The organism is Nocardia yunnanensis (assembly GCF_003626895.1).
Lineage (GTDB): Bacteria > Actinomycetota > Actinomycetes > Mycobacteriales > Mycobacteriaceae > Nocardia > Nocardia yunnanensis.
Genome location: NZ_CP032568.1, coordinates 3,713,793 through 3,732,315 on the forward strand (window position 1 = coordinate 3,713,793; position 18,523 = coordinate 3,732,315).

Annotated in this window: 24 protein-coding genes; 10 read left to right on the plus strand and 14 right to left on the minus strand. The window is 69.2% G+C overall.

What is annotated here, in order from left to right:
• Positions 1 to 88: 88 nt before the first annotated feature.
• From D7D52_RS17265 to D7D52_RS38705, 4 genes are all read right to left on the minus strand, one after another.
• A complete protein-coding gene (locus tag D7D52_RS17265) occupies positions 89 to 358 on the minus strand; it encodes a hypothetical protein (protein WP_120737725.1) in 270 nt (89 codons plus the stop codon).
• Positions 355 to 1,101: a recombinase family protein gene (locus D7D52_RS17270; protein WP_120737727.1), complete on the minus strand. Its 747-nt coding sequence runs from the start codon at positions 1,099 to 1,101 to the stop codon at positions 355 to 357. Before D7D52_RS17270 ends, D7D52_RS17265 begins: the two co-directional genes overlap by 4 nt.
• A 191-nt stretch (positions 1,102 to 1,292) precedes the next feature.
• Positions 1,293 to 2,243 carry a transposase gene (locus D7D52_RS38700; RefSeq protein WP_222932838.1) on the minus strand — a complete coding sequence of 317 codons (951 nt, stop codon included), beginning with the start codon at positions 2,241 to 2,243 and terminating at the stop codon, positions 1,293 to 1,295.
• Complete coding sequence (locus D7D52_RS38705; protein WP_222932839.1) at positions 2,233 to 2,802, minus strand: transposase; 570 nt, start codon at positions 2,800 to 2,802, stop codon at positions 2,233 to 2,235. Before D7D52_RS38705 ends, D7D52_RS38700 begins: the two co-directional genes overlap by 11 nt.
• A 112-nt stretch (positions 2,803 to 2,914) precedes the next feature.
• Here D7D52_RS38705 and D7D52_RS17280 point away from each other — a divergent pair, with 112 nt between their 5' ends.
• The 7 genes from D7D52_RS17280 (at position 2,915) to D7D52_RS38715 (ending at position 8,995) form a co-directional block, all read left to right on the plus strand.
• A complete protein-coding gene (locus D7D52_RS17280) occupies positions 2,915 to 4,144 on the plus strand; it encodes a site-specific integrase (protein ID WP_120737729.1) in 1,230 nt (409 codons plus the stop codon).
• Between the two features lie 177 nt (positions 4,145 to 4,321).
• Entirely contained in the window at positions 4,322 to 5,443 is a 1,122-nt protein-coding gene (locus tag D7D52_RS17285; protein ID WP_120737731.1) for a tyrosine-type recombinase/integrase, read from the plus strand.
• Positions 5,440 to 5,763 carry a helix-turn-helix domain-containing protein gene (locus D7D52_RS17290; RefSeq protein WP_120737733.1) on the plus strand — a complete coding sequence of 108 codons (324 nt, stop codon included), beginning with the start codon at positions 5,440 to 5,442 and terminating at the stop codon, positions 5,761 to 5,763. The genes D7D52_RS17285 and D7D52_RS17290 overlap by 4 nt, the downstream gene beginning before the upstream one ends.
• A gap of 44 nt (positions 5,764 to 5,807) precedes the next feature.
• Complete coding sequence (locus D7D52_RS37830) at positions 5,808 to 7,856, plus strand: hypothetical protein (RefSeq protein WP_162958377.1); 2,049 nt, start codon at positions 5,808 to 5,810, stop codon at positions 7,854 to 7,856.
• Between the two features lie 33 nt (positions 7,857 to 7,889).
• Entirely contained in the window at positions 7,890 to 8,081 is a 192-nt protein-coding gene (locus D7D52_RS17305; RefSeq protein WP_222932840.1) for a FitA-like ribbon-helix-helix domain-containing protein, read from the plus strand.
• Positions 8,082 to 8,243: 162 nt separating this feature from the next.
• A complete protein-coding gene (locus D7D52_RS38710) occupies positions 8,244 to 8,660 on the plus strand; it encodes an alpha/beta fold hydrolase (protein WP_222932841.1) in 417 nt (138 codons plus the stop codon).
• 8 nt (positions 8,661 to 8,668) lie between these two features.
• Positions 8,669 to 8,995, plus strand: coding sequence for an alpha/beta fold hydrolase (locus tag D7D52_RS38715; RefSeq protein WP_222932842.1), 327 nt, complete (start codon positions 8,669 to 8,671; stop codon positions 8,993 to 8,995).
• Here D7D52_RS38715 and D7D52_RS17315 read toward each other — a convergent pair.
• Together D7D52_RS17315 and D7D52_RS17320 are read right to left on the minus strand one after the other, a co-directional pair.
• Entirely contained in the window at positions 8,992 to 9,393 is a 402-nt protein-coding gene (locus D7D52_RS17315) for a VOC family protein (protein ID WP_120737739.1), read from the minus strand. The genes D7D52_RS38715 and D7D52_RS17315 overlap by 4 nt on opposite strands.
• Positions 9,394 to 9,603 (minus strand): hypothetical protein, encoded by a 210-nt coding sequence (locus tag D7D52_RS17320; RefSeq protein ID WP_120737741.1) that lies wholly within the window; start codon positions 9,601 to 9,603, stop codon positions 9,394 to 9,396.
• 95 nt (positions 9,604 to 9,698) lie between these two features.
• Here D7D52_RS17320 and D7D52_RS17325 point away from each other — a divergent pair, with 95 nt between their 5' ends.
• Positions 9,699 to 10,253, plus strand: coding sequence for a mycothiol transferase (locus D7D52_RS17325; protein WP_120737742.1), 555 nt, complete (start codon positions 9,699 to 9,701; stop codon positions 10,251 to 10,253).
• On the opposite strand, the gene D7D52_RS17330 is transcribed toward D7D52_RS17325, so the two are convergent.
• The 7 genes from D7D52_RS17330 to D7D52_RS17360 form a co-directional block, all read right to left on the minus strand.
• Positions 10,250 to 10,867 (minus strand): GTP-binding protein, encoded by a 618-nt coding sequence (locus D7D52_RS17330; RefSeq protein WP_120737744.1) that lies wholly within the window; start codon positions 10,865 to 10,867, stop codon positions 10,250 to 10,252. The genes D7D52_RS17325 and D7D52_RS17330 overlap by 4 nt on opposite strands.
• A complete protein-coding gene (locus tag D7D52_RS17335; protein WP_120737747.1) occupies positions 10,842 to 11,189 on the minus strand; it encodes a DUF742 domain-containing protein in 348 nt (115 codons plus the stop codon). The genes D7D52_RS17330 and D7D52_RS17335 overlap by 26 nt, the downstream gene beginning before the upstream one ends.
• Positions 11,186 to 11,620, minus strand: coding sequence for a roadblock/LC7 domain-containing protein (locus tag D7D52_RS17340; RefSeq protein ID WP_120737750.1), 435 nt, complete (start codon positions 11,618 to 11,620; stop codon positions 11,186 to 11,188). The genes D7D52_RS17335 and D7D52_RS17340 overlap by 4 nt, the downstream gene beginning before the upstream one ends.
• Positions 11,617 to 13,152, minus strand: coding sequence for an ATP-binding protein (locus D7D52_RS17345; RefSeq protein ID WP_120737753.1), 1,536 nt, complete (start codon positions 13,150 to 13,152; stop codon positions 11,617 to 11,619). Before D7D52_RS17345 ends, D7D52_RS17340 begins: the two co-directional genes overlap by 4 nt.
• A gap of 336 nt (positions 13,153 to 13,488) precedes the next feature.
• Complete coding sequence (locus D7D52_RS17350) at positions 13,489 to 14,229, minus strand: aquaporin (RefSeq protein ID WP_246023912.1); 741 nt, start codon at positions 14,227 to 14,229, stop codon at positions 13,489 to 13,491.
• Between the two features lie 90 nt (positions 14,230 to 14,319).
• Positions 14,320 to 14,730, minus strand: a complete 411-nt coding sequence (locus D7D52_RS17355) for a helix-turn-helix domain-containing protein (protein ID WP_120744188.1) — start codon at positions 14,728 to 14,730, stop codon at positions 14,320 to 14,322.
• 146 nt (positions 14,731 to 14,876) lie between these two features.
• Positions 14,877 to 15,584 (minus strand): hypothetical protein, encoded by a 708-nt coding sequence (locus D7D52_RS17360; protein ID WP_120737755.1) that lies wholly within the window; start codon positions 15,582 to 15,584, stop codon positions 14,877 to 14,879.
• Positions 15,585 to 15,735: 151 nt separating this feature from the next.
• Between D7D52_RS17360 and D7D52_RS38530 the strand changes: the two genes are divergently transcribed.
• Positions 15,736 to 16,350 carry a hypothetical protein gene (locus tag D7D52_RS38530; RefSeq protein WP_187703166.1) on the plus strand — a complete coding sequence of 205 codons (615 nt, stop codon included), beginning with the start codon at positions 15,736 to 15,738 and terminating at the stop codon, positions 16,348 to 16,350.
• 182 nt (positions 16,351 to 16,532) lie between these two features.
• Positions 16,533 to 17,855 (plus strand): family 1 glycosylhydrolase, encoded by a 1,323-nt coding sequence (locus D7D52_RS17370; RefSeq protein ID WP_120737757.1) that lies wholly within the window; start codon positions 16,533 to 16,535, stop codon positions 17,853 to 17,855.
• Here D7D52_RS17370 and D7D52_RS17375 read toward each other — a convergent pair.
• Positions 17,852 to 18,277, minus strand: a complete 426-nt coding sequence (locus D7D52_RS17375) for a group I truncated hemoglobin (protein WP_120737759.1) — start codon at positions 18,275 to 18,277, stop codon at positions 17,852 to 17,854. The two genes, D7D52_RS17370 and D7D52_RS17375, sit on opposite strands and share 4 nt — an antisense overlap.
• Positions 18,278 to 18,523 lie beyond the last annotated feature (246 nt).

The window sequence follows — 18,523 nt, forward strand, 5'->3', positions numbered from 1 at the left end:
ACCGGCCAGGATGTGCTAGCCGGTCCTCCGCCCGGCTGCTCATCAGTGCTGACCGAGCTAAACCCGATATCCGCAGCGCGGCAGCCGATTACGCGATTCCAGGGTGGTCACCGCAGATGAGTCCGCGCCGAGGATGCTGACGCCATCCGCTCTCGAGCAGCCAGGCGCGCACGGATTCGGCCACGGTGTGCCATTCGATGAGTTCCGCGGCGAGGTCGCCGACGAGGATCGGGCCGGCATCGCACAGGGCGCAGTCCGCGGCGGCGATCTGCCCGTCGGGCTGACCCGCCGCGCAGTGCCGCCGCTCGATCACCGCGCCGACCCGGTCAGGGTCGGGTTCGAGCCAGCTGATGGTCAATCGTGGGTTTGCTGCTGCTGCGCGTATGCCTCGGTCGGGCGGTTGCCGCAGGTCGGGCACGGGACACACAGCTGTTCGCGGCGCAGGCGTATCTTCTCTCGCGCGAGTTCGCGTATCGACAGGCCGTCGGTCACCGGCACCGCCGACGGGGGCGCCTCGATGGCGGTCACGGTCACCGGTTCCGGATCGGGTTGCACTGCAACGATTTCCGCTTCCACGGTCACCGGGGAGTCGGACAGGGCCGGTGCGGGATCGGCGAGCCCGGAGCGGGGGCGGCCGCCGACGCTGGCCGGGTCGAGGTGCCCATAGAGGGTGCCGCGTTCGACGCCGAGGATGTTCGCGATCTGGGCGACGGTGTGGCGGCCCTCGTCGTAGAGCCGCTGGGCCTGCTCGACCTGGTCGACGGACAGTTTCGGGCGGCGTCCGCCCTTGCGGCCGCGGGCGCGGGCGGCTTCGAGGCCGTCACGGGTGTTGGCGATGATCAGCTCGCGCTGCAATTCCGCCAGCACGCTCAGCATGCCGAACATGGCGCGGCCTTCGGCGGTGTCGGTGTCGATGCCCTGCTCGATCACCTTCAATCCGATGTTGCGTTCGCGCAGTGCCGAGCCGAGGGTGATCAGGTGCAGCACCGAGCGGCCGAGGCGGTCCAGGCGGGTGATGACGATGGTGTCCCCGGCGCGGGCGAGGGTGAGGACCTCGGCATCGAATGCGGGCGGACGGCCCCCGGCCGAGCCCTTGTTCATGCGGTGGAGTGCGGAATCAACCTTCTCAAGCAAAAACGCGCTGTCGCAACCAGATACGACTCGCCGTCCGCTACCTTGCTGTCGTGCGCATCGCGGCCATCGACTACTGGCTGTGACCGGTGTGGGCGGGCTCCCGCCCGCCCACACCGACTTATGAAACACGGCCTAGCTTGATCTTGGAAGCTGCGAGTTCAGCTGCCAACAGCCCGCCAGGACCGTGATCGGGGAATTCGCGTGCGGTCCAAATAGTTTTGAAAGGCCGTTGATGGTCGGGGCGGCAACGGCTCGTCCGGTAGCGGTCCTGTGCTGAGGCGTTCGATGTTCACGGCGATGGCGGTGAGGACGTGCTGGACGTGGGCCTTGGTCTGGCCGCGGTAGCGGCAATGCCGCATGCCGTGCCCGTTCACGAATTCGCAGACGGTGCCCTCGATTCCGGAACGCACGGCATACCGCTGCCGCCAGGCGGGGCTCTGCTGCTCGTCGCGGGCTCGGAGTTGCAGTTCGAGGAGCTCTCGTGGGGGAAAGCCCACGTTGCGTGCGCTGCCGCGGGAGGTGGTGCACTGGCTGCGGACCGGACACGGCTGGCACTGACCTTTGGTGAACCGAGCCACGATCAGCGGCGCGGCGGTCGGCGATGATGTCGGGTAGGGGCCGTGCCAGCCCTTGCTGACTTGGCCTCGGGGACAGGTGACCTGGTGCCGGTCGAAGTCGATGTGGAAGTCGTCGCGGCCGAAACCCTCGTTGTCGCGGTGCTGGCGGGTGGGGTTGCCCGGCAGCGGCCCGGTGACGGCGACCTGGTGTTCGCGGGCGGCCTGCGCGACGTGGACCAAGGAGGTGTAGCCGCCGTCGACCAGGTGCTCGGCCGGAAGCAGCCCGCGCCGGTGCAGGCGGGTGTGGATTCCGGGAAGGGCCTGGGCGTCGTTGGTGGTGGCCGGTGTGGTGGCCACGTCGGTGATCACGTTGGTGCCTGCGATCGCGCAGGTTTCGGTCAGGTGGACCAAGAATCCCTTCCACCGGGTGACCTGCCCTCGACGCGCGTAGCGGGCCTGGGTGTCGTAGGGGGAAACGATCGCCGGGGACGAAGGCGGCAGACCGCCGTCCTCGTCGGTGCGCCGGCGCAGGCGACCTTTCTCAGTGCTCATCGACCAGGCCGATCAGCAGGTGCGCAGCGATGCGGGCGAGTTCTTCGAGCGCGGCGCGGACGGCCTCGGTGACCAGCTCGAGGCGGGTCAGGTCGCGCACCGCAGCCAGGACGTGGGTGGAGTCGGTGCGCGCGGTGGTGCGTTCGCGCACCAGTCCGGCCTCGGTGAGCCGGGCCAGAGCGAGATCGAGCAGCCGGTCGGCACGGTCGGCTTCGGCGAGCCGGTCGCGGAAATCGCTCAGCACACTGTGATGGAAACTTGGGTCGTCCAACTCCAGGCCGAGCGCGTACTTGAAATCGATGCGACAGCGCACGGCCTCGGCCGCCTGCCGGTCGGACAGGTCCAGCACGTACTGCAGCACGCACACGGTGGCCAGCTGAGCCGGGGACAGGCCGGGTCGCCCATCACGCGGATACCAGTCAGCGAAATCCTCGTTGCTCCAGAGGGTTTCGAGTCGGTCGCGTATCCACATCGCCGTGGTGCCGTGTGGATTGCTGGCGCGGGCCACCCGCGCCGTCAGCGGCGGGACCGTCTTGACCGGTCCGGGTCCGAGTGACATTCACCAGTTCCTTCGAGGACGCAGTGCTTTTCGCGCCTCGCAGTGTGGCAGGCGCCAATCACGACATGCCGAATTCCAAGATCACCGACAGAGTCAAGCTAGGGTCTGGGGTATGGCAGAGCCGACGCAGGGCAGCATCGCACCGTCCGCGGATGCGGGGGCGGTGATCGCGGTACCCGAGCAGGTGCGCGGGGAACTGCGGCGCGGGGTGCGCAGTGTGCTGGTGGACGCGGCGGCGTTGCGGCTGGTGCGCGACCGTTTCGACGAAACCCAGGCCGGGTCGCTGCGGCGGTATCTGGAGGCGTCGCAGTCGGCGAACACCTTGCGCGCCTATCGAACCGACTGGATCGCGTGGGCGGCGTGGTGTGCGGCGGAGTCACGCCAGGCGCTGCCCGCCGACGCGCTGGATGTGGCGGTGTATCTGGCGGCGGCGGCCGACGCGCGGCGCGAGAACGGCGAATTCGCTTTCAGCGCCGCCACGTTGGAGCGCAAGGCCGCCGCGTTGGCGGCGGTGCACGCCGCCAACGGCCTGCCGTCGCCGACCCGCGCGGACGTGGTGCGGTTGACGCTGCGCGGTATTCGCCGCACCCGCCGCACCCAGCCCACCCGCAAACGCCCGGTGCTGCTGCACACCCTCGACCAGTTGCTGGCCGAACTGCCCGCGTCGGGCTGGCCGACCGAACCGGCCCGCCGCCGCGACGCGCTGCTGCTGCTGGTCGGTTTCGCGGGGGCGTTGCGGCGCAGCGAGATCGCGGCCCTGCGGGTCACCGATGTCACCGTCGCCACCGACCACAGCACCGGCGAGCCGCTGCTGCTGATCCAGTTGCCCACCACCAAAACCGATCCCACCGGCGTGACCGAACAGCGGGTGGCCCTGCCGCGCGGGCAACGCCCGCACACCTGCCCGGTCTGCGCCTTCGCCGACTGGACGCGTCTGCGCGAGGCCCACGCGGGGGGCGAGCTGCGGGCCTGGCTCGCCGCCGCACCGGCCGCCGACCCTCGTATTCACCGCTGCCACGGTTTCACCGGCACCACCCTCACCGAGGCGAATCTGCCACTGTTTCCGTCGATCTCGCGCCACGGCGGCGTGTCCGACACCGCAATGTCCGGTCGCGCCGTCGCCGAACTGGTGAAACGCTATGCCGCGCGCGCCGGTCTGGACCCCGCCCTGTTCTCCGGACACTCCCTGCGCGCCGGTTTCGCCACCCAGGCCGCCCTCGGGGGCGCGAGCGATCGCGAGATCATGCGCCAGGGCCGCTGGTCCAACCCGCGCACCGTGCACGGCTACATTCGCACCGCAAACCCGTTGGAAGACAACGCCGTCACCAAACTCGGCCTCTGAGGATCAAATTAGGATGAATTGCATTTAATGCAACACTGCACATCACGGCGACGAAGGCTGCGCCGCAGGTTGAGAGCAATTGGCACCTTAGCGTGTCGGCGCGAAATTTGTCCTCTACCTGGGTGATTCCGGCGTTCCGTGAACAAGACGCAACAATGTTGTGTTTAATGCAACACCATGGAGAGGGCTGATCTGCCCGGTGCGGCGCACCTTGTGCTCGCCGATGGTGTCGTGCATCTGGACCCCGAACGGGCGGTATTCGATGCGATGCTGGCTGGTTGGGAGCGTCAGCAGCGCACACGGTTCCTGAAGGACGCCACGATCCGGCCACGGATCGCGCTGATCCGCAGGTTGGGTGAGTTCACGAATTCCTATCCGTGGCAATGGGAACCGGCCGACGGCGAGGATTTCATCACTCACCTTCGAGCCGAGCGGGAGGGTGCGCGCCCGATCACCGTCTCGACCGCGCGCGGCTACGAGGTGTCGATCACGTTGTTCATGCAGTACGTGACCGATCCCCGGTACCAGTGGCCGGCGGTCTGCCGGGAGCGGTTCGGGTCGGTGCCGCAGCAGGTGTTCCACGAGGGCAACTCGGTCGCCCATGTCACCGACTTCGAGGGACAACCGGGACGGCGGCCGTTGACCTACGACGAGGTTCAGGCGCTCTTCGATGCCGCCGATGGGCGGGTCGAGCACGCCCGGCTCCACGGTCGTAAGGGCGCACTTCCCGCGCTGCGTGATGCGGCGTTGCTGAAGACCGTCTACGCCTACGGCTTTCGCCGTCGCGAAGCTCAACGTCTGGACCTGGCCGACCGTCGGCACGCGCCGAAGATGCCGCAGTACGGCCAATATGGCGCGTGGTTCGTGCGGTGGGGCAAGTCCTCCAACGGCAGCCCGCCCAAGCGGCGGACGGTGTTGACTGTCCCGGAGATGGATTGGATCGTGGAAGTGCTCGATCATTGGGTGACTGAGGTCCGGCCGTTGTTCAATCCCGGTCGGCTGCAAGCGCTTTGGGTTCACGAACGAGCGGGACGGATGTCGTTGCGCAGCATCAACGAGGCGTTCGAGCAGGCCCGGCGGCTGGCCGAGTTGCCCGAAGAACTCGATCTGCATTCACTGCGGCATTCCTACGTCACGCATCTGGTCGAGTTCGACTACCCCGAGCGGTTCGTCTCCGAGCAGGTCGGCCACCGTTATGCCTCCACGACGGCGATCTACACCGGGGTGTCGGACGAATATCGGACACGGCTGATCCGCCGGTCGATGGAGGGTCACTCCGAGCTTTGGGAGAGCAGATGATCAAGAAGATGGGCTACCAGTGGAATCTGCGGAAAGTCATGGCGGCCAAGGATATTTTCCAGACCACTGACCTGGTTCCGCTGCTGGCAGAACGCGGAATCCACCTGTCTCGCGAACAGGTGTTCCGGCTGGTGACCCAGCCGCCGAAGCGGCTGCCGATGGATGCTCTCGCAGCGTTGTGCGACATCCTGGACTGCACGCCGAACGATCTCATCGAGGTCGAGGTTGTCAATGTTCAGGTCGCCAAGACTGCCGGGGATTCCGCCGGGCCCCGGCCGCAGGCCCGCCGGACGACCATCCGCCGCCCAGGGTCAGAATGACCAGCCCACGCAAACCCGCCAAATCACGGCAGGATGTGTTGGACTTGGCCGCTCGTCACGTCGCGGCCGTGATCGAGGGCATCGACCTCGCCGATGCCCTCGACTTCGTTGACCGTGCTGGGGGCACGCGCGCGTTTCGCCAGCTCGAAGCCCATCTGGCCGACAATCCTGATTCCCTGGTCTCGGGGTCGTCGGATGCGCCGATCCCGGTCCAGCGGCTCGCGGAGCTACTGTCGGAGGCCAGTCATTCCACGGTCGTCGTTCCACGCTGTTTGCGCTGCGGGAAGCCGAAACAGTTGCGCCACATCGTGCCCGGCGGCCGCGCCTGCGAATCGTGCTACCTCCACTTCCGCCACCGCGCGCAGTGTTCGCGTTGCGGGCGCGATCGCCCCGTCCGCGGAAAGGATGAGCAACAGCGACCCCTCTGCGCCACCTGCTGCCGCGGCCGCAAGGTCGAGAACTGCGGAGCCTGCGGCCGACTGCTGCGCGTCGCGGCCCGCCGCGACGACGGGGCAGCGCTCTGCCCCAACTGCTACCACGCACCGGAAAGCCGCTGTCACAGCTGCGAACGGACCGCCCCGACCTATGCACACACCGACGAGGGGCCGATCTGCAAGGGCTGCTACCAGCGGCCCAAACGGCGCTGCGGCGCCTGCGGCGACGTCCGGGGCATCGACTGCCGCGCCGACGCCGGCGAACCGGATATCTGCGGTCGCTGCCGCGCCCGCCGCAAACGCGCCTGCCTGATCTGCGGCACCCTCTATCCAGCCAATCCCCTTGCCCGTCAACCTGTTTGCCTGCCCTGCCGGGATGCCGGGCACATCCTGGAACCGGACCTGGCCGAACCGGCGGACCGAACCCGGCGGCGAGCGCACGAGACGATACATGATGCCTTGCGGCACAAGCTCAGCGACCTGCTCACCCACCCGGACCACGGAATCGCCGACCAACTCGCCCCACTGATCGGGGTCTTCGACACTGTTCCTCGACCCGCGAACGTCATGAACTGGCTCCAGAAACGCGGCAGCGGGCCGCGCCTGCTTCGCGAACTCGCGCTCCGCGCCCACACAGAACCCATCACCCACGAACTCCTCGATGGATATCCGCAAGGCTATGCCCTGCACCGAGCCCGAGACCTGCTCGTCCACGCCGGAATCCTCCCCGAACGCACCGAACTGCTCGACCGCATCGACGTCTGGCTCGACAACCTGCTACGCGAACAGCCCGAACATCACGCGAAACTGTTGCGGCCCTTCACATCCTGGCAAGCGCTGCGCCGGGCACGGAATCGGGCGCGTCACCGGCCGATCACCCGGAACGCCGCCACCTACGTCCGCTCCCAGGTCACCATCGCCCTGGACTTCCTGACCTGGCTCGACGCCCACGGCAAGACCCTGGACACCGCCACACAGGCCGACCTCGATCGCTGGCTCGACACGGGAACCCAGACCAACTATTTCCTGTCCACCTTCATCGACTGGGCGAAGAAACGCGGCCTCTGCGACCTCACCGTCCCGAGCCGGCCAGGCACCGAGCCGGACACTTTCCTCGGCGAAGACGACCGCTGGAGCACCCTGCGGCGATGCCTGCACAATGCGAGCCTGCCCCTCGATATCCGCGCCGCTGGCATCCTCGTCCTACTATTCGGCCGCACCACAACAAGTTTCGCACACCTGACCGTCACCGACCTCGAACGGATCGACGCAGAAACCTACCTGCGACTCGGAGACTTCACCGCGCTACTGCCCCCGGCCGCCGCCGCGATCTTCCACGCACTCGCCGACGCGACCACCGGCCGGGAAACCTTCCACCGCGCCGAACCCCACGCTCGCTACCTGTTTCCTGGACGCTCCCCTGGCAGGCCAGCCGCCTCCCACATCCTCGCCCGCAAACTCCGAGCCCACGGCATCAGCACGTTGAGTTCGCGCAACTCCGCCCGCGCCGCCTGGGCACGCGAGATCCCCGGGCCGATCGCCGCCGATCTGCTGGGCATCGACATCAATACCGCCACACGATGGGCGCAACGAACCCGACGAGACTGGACCGATTACCTCGCCACCCGAGCCGCCGATCAAACACGCGCCATACAGTGAGGTCACACCACATCAGCCCAGGCAGGTGACCACATGGCCGAATTGACGATTCCCGACCTCCCCGACGAGATCCACCGGGCTCTGCACGCCCGCGCGGTCCAGCACGGCAACAGCATCGAGGCCGAGGCCGCAGCCATCATCACCGAAGCTGTCCAACCGGCCGGAGGCATCAAACTCGGCAGCCTACTGTTCACGGGCATCAGTGAGGAACAGGCTCACCGATGACGAATACGAAACCTACTTCGGCCGCGACCGCACCCCACACGAACCCATGAAGTTTGACGAGTAGTTACCCACCGTCCGGAAACGCCCCAAAGCAGACACTAATGCTCGTTGGACGGACGAATACTGCACGGAGGCAATACCGCTACGTCACCAGTGGCACCCATGACACAGCGATACACCGGATTCGACGGCACCGAACTGGCCTGGCACGAGATCGGCTCGGGCCGGCCGCTGCTCTTCCTGCCGGGCTTCGGCGGGCAGGGCTCGCAACTGCTGCGCTGGGGGCCCGCCACCGACATCGCAGCCAAGGGATACCGCCTGCTGCTACCGGACTTTCGCGGATACGGCGACAGCACGACACCGGGCGCCGCCACCGCCTACCCGCCCGATGTCCTCACCGAGGACGCGTTGGCGCTGGTGGCGTTCCTCGGATTCGGTGACGGCGACTACGATCTCGCCGGATATTCCCTCGGCGCCCGGGTCGTGCTGCGGATGCTCGCTCGAGGCGCGACACCGCGCCGCGCGATCGCCGCCGGGCAGGGCCTGGCGAAAGTCACCGGCCCGCAACAGGCGGGTTGAATCATCACGTGCTCACCGCGCTCGTCAACGGCACCGCGCTGGCACCGGATTCGCCGGAGGCGCGCAACGCCGAGATGATCGCGCGAATCGGCACCGCACCGGAAGTCATGTTGGGCGTCCTGGACTCCCTGCTGCCCACCCCCGAATCGGCGCTACGCGCCATCACCGTCCCGACCCTGATCGCGATCGGTGACCAGGACGAACGCGCCGACGCCGACCAACTGGCCACACTGCTGCCCAACAGCCGCTTCACCCGCGTACCCGGTGATCACGGAACCGCTTTCGCCGCACCCGAATTCACCGCCGCCATCCTCGATTTCCTGGCCGCGCCCTAGCTCGATTCCCCGCGCGCCCGACTCGGTGCGACCGTGGGTGAGACGGTGAGGCAGAAGGGATGGCCCGACGGGTCGAGCAGCACCCGCCAGCGGTCGGGCGCGGGCTGATATTCGGGTTTCACGGCCCCGCACTCGATCGCGGCCTGCTCGGCGGTGTCGAGGTCGGTGACGAACAGGTCGAGATGCATTTGCTTGGGGATGTCGTTGCCGGGCCAGTCGGGCGGTCGATGGTCCTCGACGTGTTCGATGGTGATCGTGATTCCGCCGCCGCGCAGGACCACCAATTCGTCGGATTCGTGGCGAATTCTGAACTCCAGCAGGTCTCGGTAGAACGATCCCAGTCGGCGCGGGTCGGCGCTGTCGAGGGAAATCGCACCGAGTGTGGCGATGGCGGCCATTCAGATCAGCTCGACTTCGTGGAAGGCGACGGTGAACGTGTGGCGGCGTTCGCGCAGGACATTGCCTTCGCGATGGACCAGGCCCTCACCGAATTCGATCCGCAGTCGCTCGCGGGGCGCGTCCACCGACCGGACGACGGCGCATACGCCGCTGAACGGGCCTTCGGGAAAGTAGACGACATCTCCCGCACCGAATTCTGTAATGCCCACGGGCCCAGAGTAATCCAGGAGATGATCATTGTCGGGGTGAGACACGGGCCGTGCCCCCGGTCCCCTGTGGCGGTGGACTGTGACAGGGTGAGGTGATGGCCACTCCGTGGGAACCGCCGCTCGCCGGGACCGAGGCCGAGCATCTGGTCGGGGCGCTGGAGCGTTTGCGTGCGACCTTCCGCTGGAAGGCCGACGGGCTCGACTCGGCGGGGTTGAACACCCGGATCGGGGTGTCGGCCTTGACGCTCGGCGGGTTGCTCAAGCATCTCGCGCGCGCCGAGGACGAGATGTTCACCCGCAAGCTGTCGGGGGCGGCGGTGAGTCCGCCGTGGGACCGAGTCGATTGGCGCGCCGATCCCGACTGGGACTTCACCTCGGCGGCAGCGGATTCGCCCGCGCAACTGTATGCCTTGTGGGACACCACGATCGCGCGTTCGCGAGCGAGACTGAGTGCGGCGCTGGCGGACGGCGGACTCGGGCAACCGGTGCATCTGGCCTGGCCCGACGGCCGCCACCTCAGCTTGCGGCGGCTGGTGTGCGACTTGATCGAGGAGTACGGCCGCCACACCGGCCACGCGGATCTGCTGCGCGAACACGTCGACGGCCGGGTCGGGGAGGATCCGCCGCCGGGCTGGCGGCCCGGCGGCTAGCCGGCCTGGGCGGTGGTGGGCACCTGGGTTTCCAGCAGGTGTTCCACCAGGGTGATCAGTGATTGCAGGCAGGGGTTGCGGTCGCGGGCGTCCAGGCGCATGAGGGGTGTGCTCGCATCGAGGTCCAGGGCGTCGCGGACCTCGTCGAGGCCGTAGCGGGGTGCGCCCTCGAAGTCGTTGACCGCCACCGCGTACGGCACGCCGCGCTCCTCGAGGATCGACAGGGATTCGTCGGCCTTTTCGAGCCGGCGGGTGTCGACCAGGACCAGCGCGCCCAGGGCGCCCACGGCCAGGTCTTCCCAGATGGGGACGAAGCGCCGTTGGCCCGGGGTGCCGAACAGGTACAGCGCCAGGCTCGGATTCACGGTGATGCGACCGAAATCCATGGCCACGGTCGTGGTCGTCTTGCCCGGCAATCCGGCCATATCGTCGACGCCGACGCTGGCCTCGGTGATCGTTTCCTCGGTGCGCAGCGGCCGGATCTCCGAGACGCTGCCCACGAACGTGGTCTTCCCGACACCGAAATTCCCCGCCACCAGCAACTTCACGGTGCGGGTCACGGTCTGCGGCACAAAGTCGACGACGCGCTCATGCGGAGAGAGCGCGGAGTCCATCGAGTACCTCCTCCAAGAGGGCTTTGCCCGGTAGCGCCGCCACCGGGGTCGGGACGGCCAGATGGCCGCTGTCGAGCAGATCCGCCACCACGATCTTGACGACCGAGGGCGGCAGGTCCAGGTGGGCCGCCAGCTCGGCCAGGGTCAGTACGCCGCGCTTGGCGAGCGCCAGGATGCGGCGGGCGTCGGGGGACGCGCCGGGGGCCGGATCGGCCACCGCGACAACCAGACTGACCAGATCCAGCGTCCGGGTGGGACGCGATCGGCCGCCGGTACGCACATACGCCCGGACCAGATCGGGGTCGCGCCGCGGCCGGCTCATGCGCGCGGCAGGTCCGCTCTCGTCCGCGACATACTGCCGAGTTCGCGGCCGACGCGGCCGGCCAGTTCGTTCATGCGGTGCGCGACGAGGCTGACGTCCACGTCCTGGGTGGTCGAAACCCCCAGCAGCGCACCGGCTCCGGCGGCGGTGATGAAGATCATGCCATCGTTGTACTCGGTCATGTTCTGGCGCACCGCGTTATCGGTGGTGCCGCCGCAGAATTCGGCCAGCGCCTTGCCGAGCGCGCGCAGTCCCGAGGCCGCGGCCGCGAAGCGCTCGGCATCGTCGATGCTGACGCCGCCGGTGTGCGCGATGCGTAGGCCGTCCTCGGACAGCAGGACCGCGAATCGGACCCCGGGCGCTTCGAGATCCTCTAGCAACCAGGCGAGCCGGTTGGTTTCACTCACTGCCGTCGCGGGCGTGCCGGTCACGATGTCATCCCTTCGGAGTGCTCGAACGCGGCCGCTCGACCGCGCTGGGAGCCGCTGTGCCAGGCAGCGGCGATTTCGGGTCGCGCGGAACCGGAGTCCGCTTCGACCGCGCGGACGGTGGCCGCCACGGACACCGTCGCGGAGCGGCGGCGCCGCTTGGGCAGGCCGCCGGGCGTGAGGTCCTGGGATACCGAATCCATGGCCACCAGTGTGGGTTCCGGGTCCGGCGCGGGCGCCGGAGCGGGTGCGGGTGCGGGTGCGGGGATCGGCGCGGCGACCGCGATGGACGCGGGCGCCGGCGCGGCCAGCAGGGCCTCCGGGATGAAGACCATGGCGCGCATGCCGCCGTACATGTTGGGACCGTCGATGTAGACGGAGAAGCCATAGCGTCGCGCCAGCGCGGCCACACCCGGAAAGCCGACGCGCGGGGTGGGGCCGAGCGCGTGGATGTCGACGATCTGCTCGCCCGCCAGCACCCGGCGGGTCTCCTCGAGCTGCTCGGGGTTCATTCGCACCCCGGCGTCGTCGATGATCACCGTGACGCCGTGGTGGCCTTCCTGGAAGCCGATGTCCACGAACGAAGTCGGCGGAGAGTAACGCAGCGCGTTGTCGAGCAGGGTCGCGATGGTGTGCACCAGCGGTTCCACCACGCGGCTGATGACCGGGCGATCGAGTTCGGTGGTGCGCACGCGGGTGTAGTCGCGCACCCGGCCGGTGGCGCCGCCGACCACGTCGGTGAGGGTCTGCTGCGGCCAGCGCCGCCCGGGCAGGCCGCCACAGACGATCACGTAGGACTGCGCCTGGCGGATCATCTGCTGCACGGAATGGTCGATGCGGGTGAGGGTTTCGAAGGTCTCGTCGTTGCGGTGCTTGCGCAGCGCGGCGCTGAGCACCTGGCTGACGTCCGCGCCCAGGCTCACCACCGACGCGCCGAAGGCGCGCACCGCGGCCGAGGACGCCTCGCGCGCGGAGTTCTCGACCTGGACGCGAGCGGATTCGGCGGCCTCGGCGACCGCGACCCGCGAGGCCTCACCGGCCTGGGCGACGGCGACGCGGGCGGCCTCCTCGGCCTGGGCGATGGCCAGTTGCGCCATCTCCTCGGCCTGGGCCACGGCGGTCTGCCGTTCGGATTCGACCTGCGCGAGCGCCAGCTGGGTCTCGGTCTCGCCCTCGCGGCGGACCCGGTCGCGGATGTCGGCGGCGACCTTCTGCAGTTCCTCGCCGCAGCGGGCGGTCCACTGCCACACCAGTTCCGCGATGCGCGACTGCTCGAGCACGATCGGCAGATCGACGGTGGGATTGTCGGGGTCCGAGCGGCGCACGGCCGCGCCGATGGCGGGCACCACGTTCTCGGTCAGATTGGTGATCATCTCCTCGACCGCGGCGTCGCGGTCGGCCTGTTCGGCGCGCAGCGCGGCGATGCGCGCGCGGTCGGCACGAACAGTGCGCCCCAACCACAGCAGCCCGATCACGGCGAGCAGTAGCGCGGCGGCAAGAACCCAGGAAAGCAGCACGGCGTTGTCTTGATTCATCAATTCTCTTGTCGTCCGGCCGATCCTGAAATCGGCGGAGCCACCATAGCAGAATCGTCTGTCTCCCCTCACCTTTCGACACCTCCGAGCAAACCGCAACCCGGAGCCCGTGCTGCTCATCGCGTTTCGCCGGACATCGCAGAGCGAACCCTCGCTGCGAGGGAACTCGCTCGCCGCGGCGGATCGAATCCGAGGTCCGCGCGACGCAGGCTGGTCGGTCGACTAATTTCGGGTGAGCCGCACCGCCACCCCCGTGCCGCGGCCCCGGCCCACCACCCCACCGGCGAGCAATCCCCTGGCTGCCGACCGAAACCGGCAGCGGTACGGCCGAATCGACTAGCGGTCGGCGCCCGGCCGGTACAGCAGCGTCATCAGGCTCAAACCGGCCAGGCCGCCCAGGATTTGGGCCAGGACGAAGGCGGGCACCGAGGCGGGGGCGATGCCGGTGAAGGAATCCGAGAACATCCGGCCCAGGGTGAGCGCGGGATTGGCGAACGAACCGGAACTGGTGAACCAGATGGCCGAGCCGAGGTAAGTGGACACCGCGAGCGCGCTCACCCCGCGGCCGTGGCGGGCCGCGGCGAGGCCGACCGCGATCAGCCCGGCGGCGGCGAGGATCTCACCGAGCAGATGGCCGCCGGTCACCCGGTGCTGGCCGGCGATCTGCAGTGCGGCGCGATCGAACATGGCATTGGCCAGCAGCGCGCCGAACACCGCGCCACCGCATTGCGCGCCGATGTAGGCGATCAGCTGCCGCGTGCGCGCGCCGGCGCGCCCGCGGCGGGCGGCCAGCCAATCCGCCAGCGACACCACCGGGTTGAAGTGCGCGCCCGAGATCGGCGCGAACGCCAGGATCAGCACGCCCAGCCCGAAGGCGCTGGCGGTCGAGTTCTCCAGCAGCCGCAACCCCGGATCGGCGGGCGAGAGCTGCTCGGCCGCGATCCCGGAGCCGACCACCACCACCGCCAGCATCGCCGTGCCCACGAACTCCGCCACCAGCCGCCGCCGCAGCGACACCGCGCCCGGGGCGGGCGCGGTGTCGGTGGGCGCGAGCGCGGGCAGTTCCTGGTTCAGCACGCAGTCACAGTGCCAGACCGCCGCCGCCCGAGAAGCCTCTCGCGACAAGATATTTCATATACATTCGCCGGGTTCGCACTGATCAGGGTGTCATTCCGGGCCGGCGCCCAGCTCCGGCAGGCCCTCGGTGATGCGCAGGCGGTCGGCCATGGTGGTGAGGATGTTCTGCGAATCCTCGCTGAGATCGAAGGCCCGCAGCGACAGGGCCCGCAGTGTGTCGAACTGCAGGCGCGACAGCAGCAGGAAGTCGGCGGTGCGGGCGGGATCGCCGTCGGCGAAGTAGCCGGGGCGCACGCCGAAGAAGCGCGAGAGCGCGGCGATGGTGTCGCGGGAGGGATCGGCGCGTGCGCCCGAACGCAGTTGGCTCAGGTAGGGCTTGGAGATGGGGTGGCCCCAGGCGGTGAGCTGGGCGGCGACCTCGACATTGGTGTAGGGGCGGTCGCCGGGAGCGGGGACGGCCTCGAACAGCGCGTTGAGGCGGCGCGCCAAATCCGGGACGATCGGGTTCGGCGGGCGCAGCGGGATCGGCGGGCGGGTGGGGCGGCGCGGGATGCGGGCGTAGAGGCGTTGCAGGGCGGGCTCGTCGAGGGTCGAGCGGTCCAGCAGTTCGACGACGCGGGCGATCAGGTCGGGGGCGTGCTCGGTGCTCACCGGTCGGTGTCCTTGCCGTCGAGGCCGGCCAGCCGGCCGTGCGCGGAGATCAGTGCGGCCCACCGCTGTTGGACCGCCGCCGCCGACGGGAAGTCGAACAGGTACGCGATCTCGGTGTCGTGCAAGCCGGTGGCCCGGGCCCAGGCCAGGGCGCGGTCGCGGTCGCCGAGACCGGCCAGCCGGCTGCGGAAGGCCAGGCGGTCGACCACGGTGTCGGCGACGTCCTGGGTGCAGGCGCGCACGTCCATCGAATCCGGTCCGTCCTCGGTGACGAGGGTGATGGTGGTGTCGGCCCGGTAGAGGTCGCCGGTGCGGCGGCAGCGGCGGAACTGTTCCACGAACGCCAGCACGCAGGCGGCGACGAACCAGCCGGCCAGACCGCCGCCGAGCGCGGGATCCCCGCCGTCGCCGTCGAGGCTGTCGCGGCGGAAGCGCTCGAGGGCCCGGGTGACGCTCTCGTGCACGAAGTCCTCGGCGAAGCGGGTCTCCACCAGCAGCCGCTCCTGGGCGGAGGGGCGTAGCGGCATGCGCCGGCGTTCGGCGACCCCGAAAATCCAGCCGCTGCGCACCCACGGCCCCAGCACCGCCAACCCGTGGCGAACGAGTCTGTCCGCCAGGTGTTTCCAGGCGGGGCCTTCGAATCCGGCCTTGCGGACCAGCTCGAAGAGCTCCTGGTCGACCGCGTGTCTGTCGGGTTCGGTCATCTGCGGATCCTCACCCCGGTACCTCCTCTGCGCCGACGAACACGTTATAGCGGTGGCAAACATGGTGCCTCCCTTTCAGCTAATGGCCAGTATCCGCGAGCGTGTAAATCGTTTCTTGACAGCCGGTTTCGCGTAAAGGCAGCATTTACATATGAGTGATGCACCGCACAGAGATCCCGCCGACGAGCGCGCGGTCCTGGCAAAACTGTTGTCCACCAATGCCGAATTCGTCAGCGAGGTGCTGACCCCCGCGCAGGGCAGGCCCGCACCGTCGGTGATGGCGGCGCTGCGGGCGGCGCGCAGTCTCGACGGCGTCGTCGACGACGTGCTGCGCTCGCTGGTGCGCCAGGCCCGCGACGAGGGCCGCACCTGGGCCGAGATCGGCGATATCTTCGGCACCTCGCGACAGGCCGCGTTCCAGCGCTTCGGCGGCGGGGCGGGCGGATTCCAGGTGCCGCCGATGCCACCGATGCCGCCCACACCGCCCATGCCACCCGTCCCCGACCTTCCACCGATGCCCGAGATGCCCGACTGGCCGAAAATGCCCGACCTGGGCCAGGTCCCAGGCTTCGGATCGATCCCCGGCCAGCCCTTCGGCGCTCCCGACAACCCTGGCGATCCCGGCAATCCGCCACCCGGCCGCGGCCACCAGGCACCTGGACCCGGCCATCCGCACCCCGGCTCCTGGCACCCCGGGCACGGGCCGGGCGCACCCGGCCATTCCGGCCCGCTGGGCCACCCGCGCGAGGACGAGTCCGGCGAGTGAGTGCCCGTGGGCGACACGGGCGCGGCGGTGCTGGAGCGGGAGGCGGTGAGCGCGTTAGCCTCCCACCGTCTCGGCGAGCCGGCCGGTGGGATCGATTTCCGGGAACCCGGGTTGCCGCGGGCAAGTGTCGGCAATAATGCTGGTCGCCTGACCAATTCGTCGTTCGCAGGATTAGGAGTCCCATGCGCGCGTGCACCCGTCGCCATGCCCTCGCCCTCGCCGCCGCGGCGACGGTCGTGCTCGCCGCCGCCGCGCCGGCGCAGGCCCGGCCCGCGCCGGAGTCGCTGCCCGGGCTGGGCGCGGATTTCCACTGGGGCGTGGCCGCGTCCGGCTTCCAGAGCGAAGGCCATGCGCCGGACAGCAATTGGCGGCGCTACGTCGACACCCACCCCGACTACGACCGCTACGGCGACAGCGTGGACTTCTACGACCGCTACGCCTCCGATATCGCGCTGGCCCGGGATCTGGGCGTCAACACCTACCGCATCGGCATCGAGTGGGCGCGGGTGCAGCCGCGGCCGGGCGAGTGGAGCGCGGAGGGTTTCGCCTTCTACGACAAGGTGATCGCCGCGATCCGGGCGGCGGGCATGCGGCCGATGATCACCCTCGACCATTGGGTGTATCCGGGCTGGGAGGCCGATCGCGGCGGCTGGGCCAATCCGGGCATGGTCGAGGACTGGCTGGCCAACATGCGCGCGGTGGTGGATCGTTACGCGGGCGCGGATCCGATGTGGGTGACCATCAACGAACCGTTCGCCTACCTGCTCAACGAGGTCCGCAACGGCGGGCTGCCCGCGGCCGAGGTCACGACCATGCAGGCGCGACTGGCGCAGGCGCACAACAGCATCTACGACTACATCCACACCCGCCAGCCCGGCGCCATGGTCACCAGCAATGTCGCCTACATTCCCGCCGCCGATCCGATCGTCAACGGCGGCATGCTCGATCTCATCGCCGCCAAACTCGACTACGTCGGCATCGACTACTACTACGGGCTGTCGCCGGAGGTGGCCGCCCAGTACGGCGCCTTCGCCGACAACCGGATGTGGCAGTTGCCGTTGCAGGCCGACGGGATCTACTACACCCTGCGCCATTTCGCCGACCGCTTCCCCGGCAAGCCGCTCTACATCGTCGAGAACGGCATGCCCACCCAGAACGGCGCGCCGCGCGCCGACGGCTACACCCGCGCCGACGATCTGCGCGACACCGTCTACTGGTTGCAGCGCGCCAAGGCCGACGGCATGAACGTCATCGGCTACAACTACTGGTCGCTGACCGACAACTACGAGTGGGGTTCCTACACACCGCGTTTCGGCCTCTACACCATCGATGTCGAGGCCGACCCGGCGCTGACGCGCCGGCCCACCGACGCGGTGGACGCCTACCGCGCCATCGCCCACGACTCCGGTGTGCCCGCCGGCTACCGTCCCACCCGGCCGCCGACGACGTGCTCGCTGGTCGACGCCCTCGACAGCTGCGCCGACCCGGTGGGGTTGCCGGGCTAACCCCGCAATGCGCTCGACCACACCCAGATTCGCGATCCGCCACGGCGCGACCGGGCGCGCGGGGGCCGGGGTGCGACGATGTCGTCGGCGAGCGGGTCCAGCGCCTCGATGATGTGGTCCACGAGCTCCTGCGGCACCCCGACGGTGGTGAGCGCGGCGGTCAGATGCCGCAGCACGCGGTCGAAGTGGCGGCGGGTGATGCCCATGCCCTGGTGCACGCGCCGCAACGAGGCGCCACGGTAGCCGGCGGGCCCGCCCAGCACCGTGGAGAAGTATTCGACCTGGCGGCGTTCGAGACGGTCGGGGTCGGCGCCGGCGAAGAAGCCGGCCACCTCGGGGTCGGCGTACACGCGCCGGTAGAAGTCGTCGACCACCGCGGTGAGCGCGGGCGCGCCGCCGAGGCGGTCGTAGATGCTGGGCATGGGCGATTCCTTCTCTCGCTGGTTGCACCGGACTGTGACTCCCCCTCCTGAAAACGCTTGGGCCACAGGCCGGTACGAGCAGAACGGTAGGCGCGCGGGCCGCGGCGGCGACACCGGCGAGCCCGCGCGGGCGGGCATCGGCACTGGTGAGGCGGCCGCCGAGGTTTTCCGGACCGGAAATCCGGGCGCGACCGGCGGGTGCCCGGGGCGGAGCCGCTCGCGCGACACGCGCGCCACTGCCCCGGA

Coding starts and splice junctions, on each gene's coding strand:
- D7D52_RS17345 (WP_120737753.1), bottom strand. CDS start 13,152: ATGAATCAAGACAACGCCGTGCTGCTTTCCTGGGTTCTTGCCGCCGCG.
- D7D52_RS17360 (WP_120737755.1), bottom strand. CDS start 15,584: ATGACCGAACCCGACAGACACGCGGTCGACCAGGAGCTCTTCGAGCTG.
- D7D52_RS17375 (WP_120737759.1), bottom strand. CDS start 18,277: ATGCCCAGCATCTACGACCGCCTCGGCGGCGCGCCCGCGCTCACCGCG.
- D7D52_RS17335 (WP_120737747.1), bottom strand. CDS start 11,189: ATGAGCCGGCCGCGGCGCGACCCCGATCTGGTCCGGGCGTATGTGCGT.
- D7D52_RS17305 (WP_222932840.1), top strand. CDS start 7,890: ATGGCCGAATTGACGATTCCCGACCTCCCCGACGAGATCCACCGGGCT.
- D7D52_RS38710 (WP_222932841.1), top strand. CDS start 8,244: ATGACACAGCGATACACCGGATTCGACGGCACCGAACTGGCCTGGCAC.
- D7D52_RS17330 (WP_120737744.1), bottom strand. CDS start 10,867: ATGGACTCCGCGCTCTCTCCGCATGAGCGCGTCGTCGACTTTGTGCCG.
- D7D52_RS17325 (WP_120737742.1), top strand. CDS start 9,699: ATGGCCACTCCGTGGGAACCGCCGCTCGCCGGGACCGAGGCCGAGCAT.
- D7D52_RS17285 (WP_120737731.1), top strand. CDS start 4,322: ATGGAGAGGGCTGATCTGCCCGGTGCGGCGCACCTTGTGCTCGCCGAT.
- D7D52_RS17370 (WP_120737757.1), top strand. CDS start 16,533: ATGCGCGCGTGCACCCGTCGCCATGCCCTCGCCCTCGCCGCCGCGGCG.
- D7D52_RS38700 (WP_222932838.1), bottom strand. CDS start 2,243: ATGAGCACTGAGAAAGGTCGCCTGCGCCGGCGCACCGACGAGGACGGC.
- D7D52_RS38530 (WP_187703166.1), top strand. CDS start 15,736: ATGAGTGATGCACCGCACAGAGATCCCGCCGACGAGCGCGCGGTCCTG.
- D7D52_RS17315 (WP_120737739.1), bottom strand. CDS start 9,393: ATGGCCGCCATCGCCACACTCGGTGCGATTTCCCTCGACAGCGCCGAC.
- D7D52_RS38705 (WP_222932839.1), bottom strand. CDS start 2,802: ATGTCACTCGGACCCGGACCGGTCAAGACGGTCCCGCCGCTGACGGCG.
- D7D52_RS17280 (WP_120737729.1), top strand. CDS start 2,915: ATGGCAGAGCCGACGCAGGGCAGCATCGCACCGTCCGCGGATGCGGGG.
- D7D52_RS17270 (WP_120737727.1), bottom strand. CDS start 1,101: ATGAACAAGGGCTCGGCCGGGGGCCGTCCGCCCGCATTCGATGCCGAG.
- D7D52_RS17290 (WP_120737733.1), top strand. CDS start 5,440: ATGATCAAGAAGATGGGCTACCAGTGGAATCTGCGGAAAGTCATGGCG.